The sequence below is a fragment of the Kitasatospora sp. NPDC004799 genome (assembly GCF_040609095.1).
Taxonomy (GTDB): Bacteria; Actinomycetota; Actinomycetes; order Streptomycetales; family Streptomycetaceae; genus Kitasatospora.
The window spans coordinates 20,400-34,773 of sequence record NZ_JBEXJK010000001.1; the positions used below are offsets into that span (position 1 = coordinate 20,400).

At 71.1% G+C, this 14,374-nt stretch carries 18 protein-coding genes; 6 read left to right on the forward strand and 12 right to left on the reverse strand.

The window, feature by feature from the left end; translation table 11 throughout:
- Window positions 1–84: 84 nt before the first annotated feature.
- The 8 genes from ABZW03_RS00085 to ABZW03_RS00120 form a co-directional block, all read right to left on the reverse strand.
- A complete protein-coding gene (locus tag ABZW03_RS00085; protein ID WP_355249763.1) occupies window positions 85–348 on the reverse strand; it encodes an HGxxPAAW family protein in 264 nt (87 codons plus the stop codon).
- 167 nt (window positions 349–515) lie between these two features.
- Entirely contained in the window at window positions 516–1,103 is a 588-nt protein-coding gene (locus ABZW03_RS00090; RefSeq protein ID WP_355249765.1) for a TIGR02234 family membrane protein, read from the reverse strand.
- A 58-nt stretch (window positions 1,104–1,161) separates the two neighbouring features.
- A complete protein-coding gene (locus ABZW03_RS00095; protein ID WP_355249767.1) occupies window positions 1,162–1,653 on the reverse strand; it encodes a Uma2 family endonuclease in 492 nt (163 codons plus the stop codon).
- Window positions 1,654–1,674: 21 nt separating this feature from the next.
- Window positions 1,675–3,198 (reverse strand): anthranilate synthase component I, encoded by a 1,524-nt coding sequence (locus ABZW03_RS00100; protein ID WP_355249769.1) that lies wholly within the window; start codon window positions 3,196–3,198, stop codon window positions 1,675–1,677.
- Window positions 3,199–3,238: 40 nt separating this feature from the next.
- Complete coding sequence (gene hisI / locus ABZW03_RS00105; protein ID WP_355249771.1) at window positions 3,239–3,610, reverse strand: phosphoribosyl-AMP cyclohydrolase; 372 nt, start codon at window positions 3,608–3,610, stop codon at window positions 3,239–3,241.
- A 39-nt stretch (window positions 3,611–3,649) separates the two neighbouring features.
- Window positions 3,650–4,219 carry a hypothetical protein gene (locus ABZW03_RS00110; protein ID WP_355249773.1) on the reverse strand — a complete coding sequence of 190 codons (570 nt, stop codon included), beginning with the start codon at window positions 4,217–4,219 and terminating at the stop codon, window positions 3,650–3,652.
- A 566-nt stretch (window positions 4,220–4,785) separates the two neighbouring features.
- On the reverse strand, window positions 4,786–5,283 hold the full coding sequence (locus ABZW03_RS00115) for an NUDIX domain-containing protein (RefSeq protein ID WP_355249775.1): 498 nt from the start codon (window positions 5,281–5,283) through the stop codon (window positions 4,786–4,788).
- A gap of 30 nt (window positions 5,284–5,313) precedes the next feature.
- Window positions 5,314–6,666 carry a tetratricopeptide repeat protein gene (locus tag ABZW03_RS00120; protein ID WP_355249777.1) on the reverse strand — a complete coding sequence of 451 codons (1,353 nt, stop codon included), beginning with the start codon at window positions 6,664–6,666 and terminating at the stop codon, window positions 5,314–5,316.
- 192 nt (window positions 6,667–6,858) lie between these two features.
- On the opposite strand from ABZW03_RS00120, the gene ABZW03_RS00125 reads away from it, so the two are divergent.
- From ABZW03_RS00125 to ABZW03_RS00140, 4 genes are all read left to right on the forward strand, one after another.
- Entirely contained in the window at window positions 6,859–7,575 is a 717-nt protein-coding gene (locus ABZW03_RS00125) for an ATP-binding protein (RefSeq protein ID WP_355249779.1), read from the forward strand.
- 72 nt (window positions 7,576–7,647) lie between these two features.
- Window positions 7,648–8,766: a radical SAM protein gene (locus tag ABZW03_RS00130; protein WP_355249781.1), complete on the forward strand. Its 1,119-nt coding sequence runs from the start codon at window positions 7,648–7,650 to the stop codon at window positions 8,764–8,766.
- A gap of 2 nt (window positions 8,767–8,768) precedes the next feature.
- A complete protein-coding gene (locus ABZW03_RS00135; protein WP_355249783.1) occupies window positions 8,769–8,966 on the forward strand; it encodes a hypothetical protein in 198 nt (65 codons plus the stop codon).
- Window positions 8,967–9,051: 85 nt separating this feature from the next.
- A complete protein-coding gene (locus tag ABZW03_RS00140; RefSeq protein WP_355249785.1) occupies window positions 9,052–9,897 on the forward strand; it encodes a GNAT family N-acetyltransferase in 846 nt (281 codons plus the stop codon).
- A 54-nt stretch (window positions 9,898–9,951) separates the two neighbouring features.
- Here the strand turns inward: ABZW03_RS00140 and ABZW03_RS00145 are convergent, their stop codons facing one another.
- A complete protein-coding gene (locus ABZW03_RS00145; protein WP_355249787.1) occupies window positions 9,952–10,566 on the reverse strand; it encodes a GNAT family protein in 615 nt (204 codons plus the stop codon).
- A gap of 230 nt (window positions 10,567–10,796) precedes the next feature.
- On the opposite strand from ABZW03_RS00145, the gene ABZW03_RS00150 reads away from it, so the two are divergent.
- Together ABZW03_RS00150 and ABZW03_RS00155 are read left to right on the forward strand one after the other, a co-directional pair.
- Window positions 10,797–11,465 (forward strand): TIGR03085 family metal-binding protein, encoded by a 669-nt coding sequence (locus ABZW03_RS00150; protein WP_355249789.1) that lies wholly within the window; start codon window positions 10,797–10,799, stop codon window positions 11,463–11,465.
- A gap of 121 nt (window positions 11,466–11,586) precedes the next feature.
- Entirely contained in the window at window positions 11,587–12,366 is a 780-nt protein-coding gene (locus ABZW03_RS00155) for a VOC family protein (RefSeq protein WP_355249791.1), read from the forward strand.
- Window positions 12,367–12,422: 56 nt separating this feature from the next.
- On the opposite strand, the gene hisF is transcribed toward ABZW03_RS00155, so the two are convergent.
- From hisF to priA, 3 genes are read right to left on the reverse strand one after another with little or no spacing between them, the layout of a single operon-like run.
- Window positions 12,423–13,193, reverse strand: a complete 771-nt coding sequence (gene hisF, locus ABZW03_RS00160) for an imidazole glycerol phosphate synthase subunit HisF (protein ID WP_355249793.1) — start codon at window positions 13,191–13,193, stop codon at window positions 12,423–12,425.
- The gene (locus tag ABZW03_RS00165) at window positions 13,190–13,648 is read right to left on the reverse strand and encodes a RidA family protein (protein ID WP_355249795.1); all 459 of its coding nucleotides are present in this window, start codon (window positions 13,646–13,648) and stop codon (window positions 13,190–13,192) included. The genes hisF and ABZW03_RS00165 overlap by 4 nt, the downstream gene beginning before the upstream one ends.
- Window positions 13,645–14,370: a bifunctional 1-(5-phosphoribosyl)-5-((5-phosphoribosylamino)methylideneamino)imidazole-4-carboxamide isomerase/phosphoribosylanthranilate isomerase PriA gene (priA, locus tag ABZW03_RS00170; protein WP_355249889.1), complete on the reverse strand. Its 726-nt coding sequence runs from the start codon at window positions 14,368–14,370 to the stop codon at window positions 13,645–13,647. Before priA ends, ABZW03_RS00165 begins: the two co-directional genes overlap by 4 nt.
- Window positions 14,371–14,374 lie beyond the last annotated feature (4 nt).

Genomic DNA, 14,374 nt, shown 5'->3' on the forward strand with positions numbered 1-14,374 from the left:
TCGGGCCCGGACACGACGAAACGGCGGGCGTGGCGCGCCCGCCGTTCCGATGTACGACAAACGTGTGGTGCGACGAGCGCGCCGTCAGGCGGCGACGGCGGCGCGGGCCTCACGGGCCGCGAGCTGCTCCTCGGCCGACTTGTAGACGTGGGGGCTGGCCTGCTTGCCCATGCCCGCGAGGGACATGGCCTTGCCGACCACGCCGCCGGCCAGGATGACCGCCAGGCCGACCCAGACGAGCAGCACCGACGGCAGGATCATCGCGACGCCCGCGACGCCGAAGCCGACGAAGGAGATGACGACGCCGGTCCAGGCGGCGGGGGTGTGGCCGTGTGCTGCTGCTGCCATCTGAATGGTGCTCCTTGGCTCTCGGGGCCCGGCCGGGCCTGCGGGGCCGCCGGCGGGTTGACGGGTTCCATTGTGCCGGGCCACACACCGGTGGCCCAAAGCGGGTGGCGGGTCTATCGCGTCACATGCGCGCGACCCCTCCGGAGATCACACCGCTCGCCCGGAGATCACCCCGCGGTGGGGTCCTCGCCGCGGTCCAGCGCCTTCCACAGGTCGCCCGGCGTGTCGGCCTTCGCCGGGGCCTTGCGGGTCGGCGCCTCGTAGCGGCTGCCCATGGCCGGCCAGCCCCGGCCGTAGCGCAGGGTGAGCAGTCCGGCCAGGGCCAGCAGCGCTCCGCCGACCAGCGCGACCCAGGGCCAGGCGGTGTGCGAGACCTCGGTGGCCGCCGAGCCGGTCAGCGCCAGCTTGCGGGCGGCCTCGGCGTCCAGCGCGGCGGTGTCGCCCGCCCCGGCCACCGAGGCGGCGGCCGCGCCGAGCCCGGCCAGCAGGGTCAGCGCGCCGACCGCCAGCCGGCCGGCGCCGCGCACCGCGAACACCGCGACGGCCGCGGCGAGGCCCACCAGGGCCAGCCCGCCGGGGAGTTCGGAGATCCTGCCGCCGGTGACGGACACGTCCAGGGTGCCGGCCCGGCCCTCGGCCCAGGTCCGCCCGACCGCGGTCAGCACCAGCACGGCGCTCAGCACGGTCAGCAGCAGCATCACGCCGAGGGTGCGGCGGCTGGGGGTGGCGGGGGCGGGGGTCTGCTCAGCGGTCACCCGTCCACTATCCCCCGGCCGACGCCGGGGTCCGTACCCGGGGTGGGGGCGGGGTCGCTCATGCCACGGGGAACTCGTCCGTCCGCAGCACCGCCGTGCGGCCGCCGAGCGGCAGGAACAGGTCGTTGCCGAACGGCACCCGCTCGGCCTCCCGGTACACCCCCTCGGGGGACGGCGCGGTGTGCACGGTGCAGACCGCCGCCGCCGGATCGACCACCACGTACAGCGGCACGCCGCCGCGCGCGTACGCCCTCGCCGCCTCCGCCAGGCCCGGCCGGGCCACCTCCAGCACCGCCTCGACCGCGGCCGCGGCGAACCGGCCCCGCCCGCCCCGCACCGCGTCCCGGGCGAGCACGGCCAGGTCCGGGGCGAGCACCTCCGGCTCCTCCCCGCCCCGGGCGGCGGGGCCGCCGGGGGCCGCCGGGAAGTCGACCGCCACCCCGGACAGCACCCGGCCGTGGCCCGCCGGCTGCTCGCCGAGCTGTCCGGCGGCGCCGAGCACGACCGCCCGGCGCAGTTCGTCGTACGGCACCTCGGGCAGGTCGGGCATCCCGGCCGCCTCCCTCACGCCTCAGGACAGTTCCGGCCTCCGCAGCGTATTGGCGGTGGCGACGGCCCGCAGCACGGCGGCCGCCTTGTTGCGGCACTCGGTGTCCTCGCCGTGCGGGTCGGAGTCGGCCACCACGCCCGCGCCGGCCTGCACGTACGCGGTGCCGTCGCGCAGCACCGCGGTGCGGATCGCGATCGCGGTGTCCGAGTCCCCGGCGAAGTCCAGGTAGCCGACGCAGCCGCCGTACAGGCCGCGCCGGGTGGGCTCCAGCTCCTCGATGATCCGCATCGCCCGGGGCTTGGGCGCGCCGGAGAGGGTCCCGGCCGGGAAGCAGGCGGTCAGCACGTCGAAGGCGGTCCGGCCCGGGGCGACCTTGCCGGTCACCGTCGAGACGATGTGCATCACGTGGCTGTAGCGCTCGATCTGCATGAAGTCGACCACCTCGACGCTGCCCGGCACGCAGACCCGGCCGAGGTCGTTGCGGCCCAGGTCCACCAGCATCAGGTGCTCGGCCCGCTCCTTGGGGTCGGCGAGCAGCTCGGCGGCCAGGTCGGCGTCCTCGTGCGGGGTGGCGCCGCGGTGCCGGGTGCCGGCGATCGGGTGCAGCATCGCCTCGCCGTCGGTGACCTTGACCAGCGCCTCCGGGCTGGAGCCGACCACGTCGAAGCCGCCCTCGGCACCGCCGTCCGGCCCGGGGAAGCGGAACAGGTACATGTACGGGCTGGGGTTGGTGGTGCGCAGCACGCGGTAGACGTCCAGCGCGGAGGCCGGGCAGGGCGCCTCGAAGCGCTGCGAGGGCACCACCTGGAAGGCCTCGCCGGCCCGGATCCGCTCCTTGATCTCCTCCACCGCGGCCCGGTACGGCTCGCCGCCGAACGGCGAGTGCACCTCGCCGGGGCCGGCCGGGGTGAAGGTGGCCAGGCCCGGGTCGACCGGCTTGTTCAGCGCGGCCTCCATCGCGTCCAGCCGGGCCACCGCGTCCGCCCAGGCCTCGTCCACGCCGCTGGCCAGGTCGTTGTGGTTGACGGCGTTGGCGATCAGCAGCACCGTGCCGTCGACGTGGTCGAGCACGGCGAGGTCGGTGGCGAGCAGCATGGTCAGCTCGGGCAGGCCCAGGTCGTCCGGGTTGAGGTCGGGGAGCTTCTCCAGCCGGCGGACGATGTCGTAGCCGAGGTAGCCGACCAGGCCGCCGGTGAGCGGGGGCAGGCCGTCGTCCTCCTGCCGCGGGGTGTGCAGGGCCTGCAGGGCGGCGCGCAGCACCTCCAGCGGGTCGCCGGTGGTGGGGATGCCGACCGGCGGGGTGCCGAGCCAGCGGGCCCCGCCGTCCGGGCCGACGGTGAGCGCGGCGGCGCTGCGCACGCCGACGAAGGAGTAGCGCGACCAGCTGCGGCCCTGCTCGGCGGACTCCAGCAGGAAGGTGCCGGGCCGCTCCTCGGCGAGGCTGCGGTAGAGGCCGATCGGGGTGAGGCCGTCCGCGAGGAGCCTGCGGGTGACGGGGATGACCCGGGTGTCGACGGCGAGCTTGCGGAAGGCTTCGAGATCCATGCGGGGCGGCACCTTCTTGAGTTCTGGGGGTTGACGGGGGTCAGGACAGCGGGAGCACGTCGGCGTCGAAGCAGGTGCGGTCGCCGGTGTGGCAGGCCGCGCCGGTCTGGTCGACCTTGACCAGCAGGGTGTCGCCGTCGCAGTCCAGGGCCACCGACTTGACCGCCTGGACGTGGCCCGAGGTGTCGCCCTTCACCCAGTACTCGCGGCGGCTGCGGCTCCAGTAGGTGCAGCGGCCCGTGGTGAGGGTGCGGTGCAACGCCTCGTCGTCCATCCAGCCGAGCATCAGCACCTCGCCGGTGTCGTACTGCTGGGCGATGGCCGGGAGCAGCCCGTCCTCGGTGCGCTTGAGCCGCGCGGCGATCTCGGGCGCGAGGGCGGTGCTGCCAGGAGTGGCGGGTGTGGTGGACATGCCCCCCATTGTGTCAGCCCGCCCCGCCGGCCCCGGCCGTCACGGGCGCAGCTGCCCGGTGAGCTTGGGGCCGCCCTGCTTGTTGCTCGCGGTCAGGGTGCAGGTGTAGTCGCGCCAGCCCTGCTGGTAGTTGGCCATGGCCGGGCCGAACTGGCGGCCGTAGTAGGTCTTCCCGTCGGCCTGCCGGGCCTTGGCGGCGGCCTCGGCCTCCTTGCAGCCGTCCCGCATCGCGAGGGCGAGCGGGATGTCCCCGGTGATGCCGTCGGCGAGCTTGAGGTCGGCGATCACCTCGCCGTCGTGGTCGCCGGCGCAGGGCCGCTCCTCGGGCTTGGTGATCACCGGGCTCAGCTGCGGGTGGTCGAAGCAGGCCCCGACCGGGAAGAAGGCGTACGGCGGCTGCGGCCTGGTCGGCGTAGGAGTCGGCGTCGGCGTCGGGGTGGCCGTGGGGCTGGGGCTGGGCGGCGGCGCGGCGGCCGGCTCCTTGTCGTCCGGCCAGAGCACCGCGGTGGCCACCACCGCGAGCAGGACGACCAGCACGGCGGCAACGGTGAGGACCAGGCCGCGGGACGGGCGGGAGCCGGCTGCGGGCGGCGGCTGCTCGGAGGTCATGGCCACGAGGATGGCCCACCCGACCCCCACCCGGCAGCCACTTCGCCGAACTCACCCCGCACCGGCGGCATGTGGCGACACCTCAGAACATCATCCCAGAATGACAAAAAAGACTTAAACATGAACAGAGAAAGACCCCGGAGAGAAAGTGCGACACAAGAAGAAATCCGACCACCCAGAACATTCAGCGGCGCCCTCCTCCAGCGAGGAGGGCGCCGCCGACGACACCTCTGCCGCAGGTCACCACCGAAACCACCCTCCCATCGGACCAGGAAGCCAAGATGCAAAGACAGAAAAGAATTTCATACAGAAAAATAAAGAAGCAGAAAACTTGGTGGTTCCTCTCGGCACACCGAGAGGAACCACCCAATCCAATCAGTTCCGCGCGCCTCTCCCATTGAGAGGCACGCGGACGCAAAGACGAAATCCAGGAATCTCGATTCCGTCCTCCTCTACCGATAAGGGCGGGATTCAGAAGACAACGGAACTTCCAGTCGGTGGTGGCGCTCCTCGGCATGCCAAGGAGCGCCACCATAGAGAAACGTACTGGCCGACCCAATCGACAGTTATCCCTGCCACGAATCAAGGGAAACGTTCTGACCATGAGTGAGGTAGCTAGTCAAAGCCACCCTGGTCGTGGAGACGAATTCCTCCGGCACGGCATCAATGTCAACCCATGCGACTTCCGAATGCTTGGCAGGCTCCCCGTTCACGAGTTCACCCGACCAATGATGAGCAGCGAAGACGACGGTCAGGAAGCCGTTGGGCGCCTCGACGCCCCGGGCCCCGTGGATGACGTGGGCAAGGTGAAGGTCTGCAGGGCTGACGACGAGCCCTGTCTCCTCCTCGAGTTCGCGCACCGCGGTCCCCGTGATCGGCTCACCGGGTTCGTTCTTGCCGACCGGTAGATCCCACATGCCTTGCGCGAACTTCGCTTTGGGACCCCGCCTCAGGAGAGCGACCCGCTGAGCTTCGAGATCGTGGACGATGACAGCCGCAACCAGCAAGGTCATCGACTCAGTGGCCGGTTCGAGTGCGGTCTGATCAGTGGTCGGGTGAGCCACGTCGGTCGGATCCTTCCTGCGGTGCGGCTGTCATGTCAGTGCCTCGCGTGCACGGTGTTCCAAGTCGACGGCTCCTGGGACACCACGCCTACGGTAGACCGCCAAGCAGGGGCGGATCGATGCGATCGCCTTTCTCGTCCGATCCGACGTCATGCCGTCCATGAGGTCGAGCGCACGCCCCCAAATCGTCACCGCTTCGTCCGCCCGAGCCTGAGCAGCGAGACTGTCACCGAGATCGGCGTAGGTGAGGACATGGACGCGTTTGTACCTCTCAGCATCCCAACGGATCAATGCGGCGCGGTGCTGCAGTTCCGTTCCCACATGGTCTCCGAGGTCGGTGAGAGTACGGGCCATATGGCTGGCAACGGTGCCGGCTGCCGGTCCGCTGACGAGTGAGAAGCTGGGCTGCGGATCGCCGTCACGGGTAAGCGAATTCTCCGCCGCGAGGAGAGACTTGGCCGCCGCAGGCTTGTCACCAATGGCGGCGAATGCGCGCGCGTGCGTGATATGGAGCAGCGCTTCGGTCTGACCGTCCACACGGCCGAGACTTCGGGCAAGCGCGTTCTCGATCAGGGCCACGCAGTGGTGGGGCTGCTTGAGACTGAGCGCCTGGTGGGCCAGCGCACGCATCATCCATCCGGCATGGCCGTGCGGATCGGCCTCAACGGCTAGCTGAAAACCGACCTGATAGTAGTGCTGGGCCGCGCCCTCTTGACCGAGGTCGTGGTGTTTCCATCCGGCGAGGTAAGCGAGTTCAGCCACGGCCCCGAAGGCTCGACGCCGTGTGATTTCGTCGGGGAAGCGCCCATTGAGCATGGGGGCGGCGGTGTCGGCGAGGTAGGCGGTCACAGTGGTCAATCCGTGCCCGCCGCCAAGCCGTTCGTCCACCGCACTGAACACGGCAGTGATCTGCCGGACGACCTCGACTTCCTCCGCGCCGACGCGGGCCGTGCCGGTTCGAGCCCGCATCAGACACGAGACGGGCTCGGGGTCGTAGAGCAGCGGCATGGCCACGCCCGCGGTGGTGAATGCGGCAACAGCCAGGAAGGCGCGGTGTTCGACATCCGCGCGACCAAGGTTGGCGACCGCTTCAACCGGATCGCTGCTCGCCGCCAAGGACTCCTCCGGGGAGGCGAAGCCGAGTTCGGCCAAGGTGATCCGACGCCCGGAACGGCGGGAGAGCGCCTCGGCGACATACTGGCCCGACTGTCCCGTCGGCTGCGCACCGTTGATCCAGTGGGCCACCGCGGACTTGTTGGTGAAGAGCGTCTCGCCGTTCTCCGCGCCGATCCGCCGCACGGCGTTGGCCAACGCCTCGTACGTCCATCCGGCGGTTGAAATCGCTTCTCTGAGGCGCTGGTTGGGTTCCCTGCGTGTGGCCACGATCGATCTCCCGAGGTGGAGCGGTAAACCGCGTAAACCACTCTACGTGTCGGCAAGCATACCGATCGTGCCGTCTGGTCGGTTCTACTGGCTGCGAAGCCCGCCCGGGACACCGTGCTCCGGCTTCTCGTGGCCGGATCGCCGGCGGCTGATTGCCGCCGCACTGATCAACTCCTCAGTCTGGGAGAGCTGATGAAGTCCAACGACTGCGCTGTGGTGCTGCCGCTGGTGAAGAGCTGGGACTTGCAGCCGAACACGGCCGCGGTCCAGTCGGCACGACGGTCCGTGGTGCACGCAGCCCGATCGTGGTCAGTCCCGCTCTCCGAGGCGACGCTGGGCGACGTGGGACTGTGCGTTGACGAGTTGCTGACCAATGCCGTCGAGTACGTGCAGGAGCGTTGCCACCTCACCGTTCTGTGGACCGGAGCCTGCCTGCGGGTCGAGGTCGCGGACCGGAGTCCGCAGCCGCCGGTCAGGGACACGCCCGACGACATGGCCACCCACGGCCGCGGCCTCCTGCTGGTGGAAGCACTGACCCACGCCTGGGGCTGGCACCCTGCGGAGAAGGGCAAGGTGGTGTGGTTCGAAGTGACACCCGACCAAATCGGGACAGGAGAAGCGCAGTTCATCGCACCCGACTTCGCGTCTCGGCCCGCTGCTCAGCAGCAGGGGCAGACCTCTCCGAACGACCTGGCGGGAGGTCGTGCGGTGACTGTCCCCTCCCCCTCGTCCCGATACGAGATTCGCCTGATCGACTCGCGCAGCCCCCACTTTCTCTTGCTGGAGTGCTGGGGGATCTATGACCGCGAGCGGCACGACTACGTGCGCGCGCCGGGCGATCCGAACCGGCTCAGGCGCTTCTACACCCTGTCGGCCGCCGAGGCTCGCCTGCGCCACTCCGACACCTGACCGACTGGGATTGCCCAGGTCCTTCAGCCCGCCACCGGCGGCATCTTCCGATTTCTCAGTGAAGGAGGAAACGTGCACAACCTCATCGCCAGTCCGTTCCTGGACGAGTACCTGTTGGTGCGACCGGGCAGCCGTGGCGGTCTGCGACTCCCGCAATCCGACTACGAAGAACTGCGCGCCCACGACCCCGCCATGCCGGCTCCCTCCTGGCTTGTGGACGCCGTGGGCACGCAATGGGCCGACCTGGAGGTCGCCGGCCGGCCGGCCGGCGAGTTCCTGCTCGTCCGCGAGCCCTCCCCGTGGGGCTACTCCCGGGCGTCGTGGGAGATCAATCTCGGCTGCAACTACACGTGCAAGCACTGCTACCTGGGGCTCAAGGTCAACTCGGGCATGCCGTTGACCGACAAGCTGAAGTGTCTGCGGATCATGGCCGAAGCCGGCGTGCTGTGGCTGCAGATCACTGGGGGCGAACCCACCGTGGACAAGGACTTCATCACCTCCTACCGAACCGCCTTCGAGCTGGGCATGATGATCACGGTCTCGACGAACGCCTCGCTGTTGTGGCGCGAGAACCTGCTCGGCCTCTTCCGGGACTGCCCGCCCTACCGAGTCACGGTGTCGATGTACGGCGCCACGAAGGCCAGCTACGACGAGCTCACGCAACGGCCGGGCGCCTGGGACCTGTTCGTCCAGGGAATGAACGCCGCGCGACATGCCCGGCTTCCGCTGCGGATGAGCGTTGTCGTCACCAACGACAACGCTCACGAGGAGCAGGCCATGATCGACCTGTGTCGGTCGTGGGGGCTGGAGTACAACGTCTTCACCACCATGACGCCGACGATCTACGGCGGCGCCGAGCCCCTGACCGCGCAGTCCAAAGAACACCTGCGCATGCGCAAGGCGTTCGCCGGGTGCAACGCGGGCCACACCTTCTTCCACACCGACCCCTACGGTCTGGTGTCCATCTGCAAGATCGGCCGTGACGATCAGATCAGCCTGCCCGCCGAGGGGATCGACGGTCTTGCCCGGCTCGGCGCCATCGCCGACCGCCTCATGCTTCGCACCGGTGGCTGCTCCGGCTGCCAGCTCTCCGGGTCGTGCACCGTGTGCCGGCCCCTGGCCAAGCACTACCAGGAAGCGAAGGCACCACTCAGTTCCTACTGCCAGCACGGAACCAAGAAAGCAGGTTGAACATGACTGCTGTCGCTGTCGAGATCTCCCCGAGGCGGCCGCTGCCGGGCGACGGCCCGACCCAGCGCCTGCCGTACCTGACGCGGCCCGTCGAGGCCCCCGCGCGGCCCGCCACCGAGATCACGACCGTCGCCGACCTCGACGACCTCATGGAGTCGATCAAGTGCTCGTGCTCCGCGGGCGACGACAACCCGTACTGATCGCGGTAGATCAGTGAGCCTCGGGCCCTGACGCAGGTTCGCGTCGGGGCCCGAGCCCAGTGGAGCAGCCGAGTAGCGTGGGGGCATGGGATTCCGTTGGGACTGGATGCACCCCCACATCTCAGTGCCGTATCTGCCGACGCTTGGACCCCTACACCCCGAGGTGATGGGCCCGGAACTTCTGAACGACGTGTTCGCCGTCGCGGATACCGGCGAGTTCCTCCCCCACGACAAGGACCGGCGTTGGTCGGACCGCAAGGAGGAGCGGGTCCTGGTCGAAGAGATCATCCAGGACCACGAACGCACATTGATCCCGACGATCACCGGCCGCAGGATTCTGCGGCTGCACCTCTACGGAGCCTCGGAGCACCTGCCCGAGGCCCGGGAGACCGCCAGCGGGCTTGCGGCGCGCCACAGGGCAGCGAAGGCCCGCGTCGTGTGGTTCCAGAGGACCCCGAACGGCACCGCCGCGTCCACCCGCATCCAGCTCAGGGCGTTCGACAGCCCCGCTCCCGCTGTCGACGGAGTCGAGGCCCTGTCCGGGACACCCGCCGAGGTGGCGGGGACCTTCGGGGCCTTCGCCGAGAAGCTGGCAGGTGAGGGGTTCGCCTTCCTGAACTCCAGGCTCGACACCGTCGGACCTGTCCTGGTCGTCGTGCGGGACGGGCGGGTGGCCGGCGCCATCGGCCCGATGGAGACCATGGCCGACCCGATCGGGCGAGTCCGGCTGCTGCCCCAGTACTTCGGTGTCCTGCCGGACTACCGGGGGCTCGGACTCGGGCGCTGGCTGTGGCGGGCGGCCATGCACTGGGGCCGGGAGCACGGCGCCGATTACCAGTTGCTGCAGACCACGGTCGGCGGTGCGTCCGACCACCTCTGCCGCAGTGAAGGGCTCACCGATCTCGGGATCGTCTGCACCTCGGACGCCTGAGACCGTACCGCCGCGCCACGCACCGTTTGGCGCGGCCGCGCAGCCGAGGCGAGTTCACCTCACCGGTTCGGTCGCGCCGCCCGGGGCCGTATCCGGATTGCGGGTCGTGCTCGTTGTGGCGAGGCCGGTGATCGGCACCCACTCGTGGTCCAGGATCGAGTAGGTGATGGAGTCACGCCAGGCGCCGTGGACGAAGACGTGGTCACGGATCCGGCCGTCCTCGGTCATCCCCGCCCGCAGCAGGGTGCGGGCCGAGGCCTCGTTGAGCGGGGAACGGGCGGCCCAGATGCGGTGCAGGCCGAGGACGTCGAAGCCGAGGGCGCAGAGCAGGTGGACGGTCTCGGTGCCGAAGCCCTTGCCCCACGCGGCCGGGTGGAGGGCGAACCCGATGGTGGCGGCCTGCTGCGGCTCGGTGGCCAGCCGGGCGTAGCCGATCAACGGCCGCTCCCCGCGCCGAGTGACGGCCAGGCCGTACTCGGTGCGCGGAGTGACGTGCGCGGAGTCGATGGAACGGGCGGTGATCGCTTCGACCTGCTCGCGGGTGCGGGGTTCGAAGCTGAGGTGCCGGGTGGCCTCGGGGTCGCCGTAGATGGCCAACAGGTCGTCGGTGTCCCCGGGTTCGACCTCGCGGAGCGCCAGGTTCGGGCCGGTCAGGTGAACGGGCGTCATGCTGCGGAGCCTACCCCCGGGGCCTGCCCGGGGCCGGGGTGTTGGTCGAGGCCGCGGCGAGGGCCAGGTCGGCGGGGTCTGGCGGTAGTGCCGGGGCTCCCGGTGCCGTTCCACGAGACCACGTGACAGGGCGGGCCGCCATCACCGCCCAGGAGGAGGCCGGTGGCACACGAGCCGTCCGCACGGAGGCGTGCGCGGAGGCGAGATGGGACAGGCCCTAGGCTGGCGCCATGTCGAACCACGCCCTCGCCGAACGCCACCGCCTCGCCCAACTCCTCACCGCCGCCGGACCGGACGCCCCGACGCTCTGCGCCGGCTGGACCACCCGGGACCTCGCCGCCCACCTGGTGATCCGGGAGCGCCGCCCCGACGCCGCGGCCGGCATCCGGGTCGGCGCGCTGGCCGGCTGGACGCAGCGGGTGCAGGACGAGTACGCCGCGCGGCCGTACGAGGAGCTGGTGCGGCTGTTCCGGGCCGGGCCGCCGGTCTACTCCCCGTTCGCCCTGCCCGGCGCCGACGAGGCGGCGAACACCGTCGAGTACTTCGTCCACGCCGAGGACGTCCTGCGCGCGGCCGAGGACTGGACCGCGCAGCCCGTCCCGTCCGGCCGGTCCGAGGCGCTCTGGCGCCGCCTGCCCCTCATCGCCCGGCTGGAGGCCGGCCGCCGCTCCCCCGTCCGGCTGGCCCTCGTCCACCCCGACGGCCGCTCCCTCACCGTCGGCCCCGCGGGCTCCCCCACCGTCCGCCTCACCGGTGAACCCGCCGAGCTCGTCCTCTTCACCTACGGCCGCGGCGCCCGGACCGCCCTCGCCGTCGACGGCACCCCGGACGCCGTCGAGGCCCTCCGCCACGTCCTGCCGCTGCCCCCGAAGCCGTCCCCGGAGCAGTCCCCGGAGTAGGTCACCGTCCTCCGGCTGCGGATGTCAGTGCCCGGGTGCAGACTCGCAGGTGGCCGGGAGGGGGCGTGCGCGCGCCCGACGGAACCGTCCCGGTCACTCTCCGTCGAAGGGCACCTCGCACATGCTCACCACCGACTTCCCCATTGGCTCGCCCTGCTGGATCGACCTGGGCAGCCCGGACATCCCCGCCACCGCCGAGTTCTACCGGAAGGTGTTCGGCTGGACCTTCCAGGAGGTCCCCGGAGCCGGCGGCTACGGGTTCCTCCAGCTCGACGGCAGGACCGTCGGCGCCATCGGCAACCTCGACGAGGGCGCGCGGTCCGCCTGGACGACGTACTTCCGCACGGCCGACGCGGACGCCACCGTCAAGGCCGCCGAGCAGGCCGGCGCCATCGTCCGGGTGCCGGCGACGGACGTCATGCAGGAGGGCCGGTTCGCCGCCCTCACCGACCCGACGGGCGCCGAGTTCGCCGTCTGGCAGGCCGGCGGCACCACGGGGCTGGACCTCGTCTCCGACGAGGGCGCGCTGGTCTGGTCCGAACTGCACACCTCCGGCCAGGACCTCGCCCTCGCCTTCTACGAGAAGCTCTTCGGCTGGCGGACGGAGCACTTCGAGCCGTCGCCGGGCATGGACTACCGGGTGCTCTCCACCGCCGAGGGCGACCAGCAGGCGACCAGCTTCGGCGGCATCGCCCCGACCATGGACCCGGCCCAGCCGTCCGCCTGGACGCCGTACTTCGCCTCGGCGGACGTGGACGCGCGGGTGGCCGCCGCCACGGCGGCCGGCGGCTCGGTGCTGATGCCCGCCGAGGACGTGGAGAACGTCGGCCGGATCGCCTGGCTGGCGGATCCGAACGGAGCCCCGTTCGCACTGATCAAGGGCGAGCCGCGCGAGTCCTGAGCCGGCCGAACGGTGCTTGTCCGGGTTCGCGAACCCGGACAAGCACCGCAAGAAAATCACCGCACCGGGTGCCCGGCCTCCCGCAGCGCGCCCTTGACCTCGCCGATCCGCAGGTCCCCGAAGTGGAACACGCTGGCGGCCAGCACCGCGTCCGCGCCCGCGTCCACCGCCGGCGCGAAGTCGGCGAGCTTGCCCGCGCCGCCGGAGGCGATCACCGGCACCGAGACGGCCTTGCGCACGGCCCGGATCATGTCCAGGTCGTAGCCGTCCTTGGTGCCGTCCGCGTCCATCGAGTTGAGCAGGATCTCCCCCGCGCCCAACTCGGCGGCGCGGCCCGCCCATTCGACGGCGTCCAGCCCGGTGCCCCGGCGCCCGCCGTGGGTGGTGACCTCGAAGCCCGAGGGCGTCTCCACGCCGGCGGGGCACCGCCGGGCGTCCACCGACAGCACCAGCACCTGCCGCCCGAACCGCTGGGCGATCTCGCGGACCAGCTCCGGCCGGGCGATGGCCGCGGTGTTGACGCCGACCTTGTCCGCGCCGGCCCGCAGCAGCTTGTCGACGTCCTCGACGGCCCGGATGCCGCCGCCCACCGTCAGCGGGATGAAGACCTGCTCGGCGGTGCGGCGGACCACGTCGTAGGTGGTCTCCCGGTCGCCGGAGGAGGCGGTGATGTCGAGGAAGGTCAGCTCGTCGGCGCCCTCGGCGTCGTAGAGCTTGGCCATCTCGACCGGGTCGCCGGCGTCGCGCAGGTTCTGGAAGTTGACGCCCTTGACCACCCGCCCGGCGTCCACGTCCAGGCAGGGGATGACACGTACTGCGAGGGTCACGGCTGTTCGCCTTCCAGGGCTTCCGGAGCCGCCAGGGCTTCCAGGGTCTTTGCCAGCCCGGATCGGTGCGCGTCGAGCTCGACCTCGACCATCATCCGGGAGTCGATCAGTCCCTCGACCACCACCATGGTGGCCACCGGGCGTGCGGCGTCGAAGAGTTCGCGGTGGGCGCGGCCCACCTCCTCGGCGTCGCGGACGTGGGTGATGTACATCCGGGTGCGGACCACGTCGTCGGCGGTCAGACCGTACGCGGCCAGGGCCTTGAGCCCGACGCCGAACGCGGCGAGGGTCTGCCGGTACGGGTCGCCCTCGTGCTCGATCCGGCCGTCCACCCAGGCGGTGGAGCCGGCCACGTGCACGTGGTCGCCCGCGGCGACCGCCCGGGAGTAGCCGAACTCGTCCTCCCAGGGGGAGAATCCGCCGACCCTGCCGCGTACGATCCGACCGTCCGTCATCCTGAAACCGCCTCCAGGGCCTCTTCGAGGGTGAACTTCTGCTCGTAGAGTGCCTTGCCCACGATGGCGCCCTCGACACCCTCGCCGACCAGCGAGGCGATGGCGCGCAGGTCGTCCAGCGAGGAGACGCCGCCGGAGGCGACCACGGGCTTGTCCGTGGCGGCGCAGACGTCGCGCAGCAGCTGGAGGTTGGGGCCGGTCAGGGTGCCGTCCCGGTTGACGTCGGTGACGACGTAGCGGGCGCAGCCCTCCGCGTCGAGCCGCGCCAGCACGTCGAAGAGCTGGCCGCCGTCGCGGGTCCAGCCGCGGCCGCGCAGGGTGGTGCCGACGACGTCCAGGCCGACGGCGATCTTGTCGCCGTGCTCGGCGATGGCCTTGGCGACCCACTCGGGGGCCTCCAGGGCGGCGGTGCCGAGGTTGACCCGGGTGCAGCCGGTGGCGAGCGCGCGGGCGAGCGACTCGTCGTCGCGGATGCCGCCGGACAGCTCGACCTTGATGTCCAGCTGCCCGGTGACCTCGCGCAGCAGCTCGTAGTTGCTGCCGGTCCCGAAGGCGGCGTCCAGGTCGACCAGGTGGAGCCACTCGGCGCCGGCGTTCTGCCAGGCGAGCGCGGCGGCCAGCGGCTCGCCGAAGGAGGTCTCGGTGCCGGAGGCGCCCTTGACCAGGCGGACGGCCTGACCGTCGCGGACGTCGACGGCGGGCAGAAGTTCGAGGCTCATCAGAACC

Excerpts from the sequence above, each read along its gene's own strand:
- ABZW03_RS00085 (WP_355249763.1), bottom strand. The coding sequence starts at position 348 with ATGGCAGCAGCAGCACACGGCCACACCCCCGCCGCCTGGACCGGCGTC.
- ABZW03_RS00095 (WP_355249767.1), bottom strand. The coding sequence starts at position 1,653 with ATGCCCGACCTGCCCGAGGTGCCGTACGACGAACTGCGCCGGGCGGTC.
- ABZW03_RS00100 (WP_355249769.1), bottom strand. The coding sequence starts at position 3,198 with ATGGATCTCGAAGCCTTCCGCAAGCTCGCCGTCGACACCCGGGTCATC.
- hisI (WP_355249771.1), bottom strand. The coding sequence starts at position 3,610 with ATGTCCACCACACCCGCCACTCCTGGCAGCACCGCCCTCGCGCCCGAG.
- ABZW03_RS00110 (WP_355249773.1), bottom strand. The coding sequence starts at position 4,219 with ATGACCTCCGAGCAGCCGCCGCCCGCAGCCGGCTCCCGCCCGTCCCGC.
- ABZW03_RS00125 (WP_355249779.1), top strand. The coding sequence starts at position 6,859 with ATGAAGTCCAACGACTGCGCTGTGGTGCTGCCGCTGGTGAAGAGCTGG.
- ABZW03_RS00135 (WP_355249783.1), top strand. The coding sequence starts at position 8,769 with ATGACTGCTGTCGCTGTCGAGATCTCCCCGAGGCGGCCGCTGCCGGGC.
- ABZW03_RS00140 (WP_355249785.1), top strand. The coding sequence starts at position 9,052 with ATGGGATTCCGTTGGGACTGGATGCACCCCCACATCTCAGTGCCGTAT.
- ABZW03_RS00145 (WP_355249787.1), bottom strand. The coding sequence starts at position 10,566 with ATGACGCCCGTTCACCTGACCGGCCCGAACCTGGCGCTCCGCGAGGTC.
- ABZW03_RS00150 (WP_355249789.1), top strand. The coding sequence starts at position 10,797 with ATGTCGAACCACGCCCTCGCCGAACGCCACCGCCTCGCCCAACTCCTC.
- ABZW03_RS00155 (WP_355249791.1), top strand. The coding sequence starts at position 11,587 with ATGCTCACCACCGACTTCCCCATTGGCTCGCCCTGCTGGATCGACCTG.
- ABZW03_RS00165 (WP_355249795.1), bottom strand. The coding sequence starts at position 13,648 with ATGACGGACGGTCGGATCGTACGCGGCAGGGTCGGCGGATTCTCCCCC.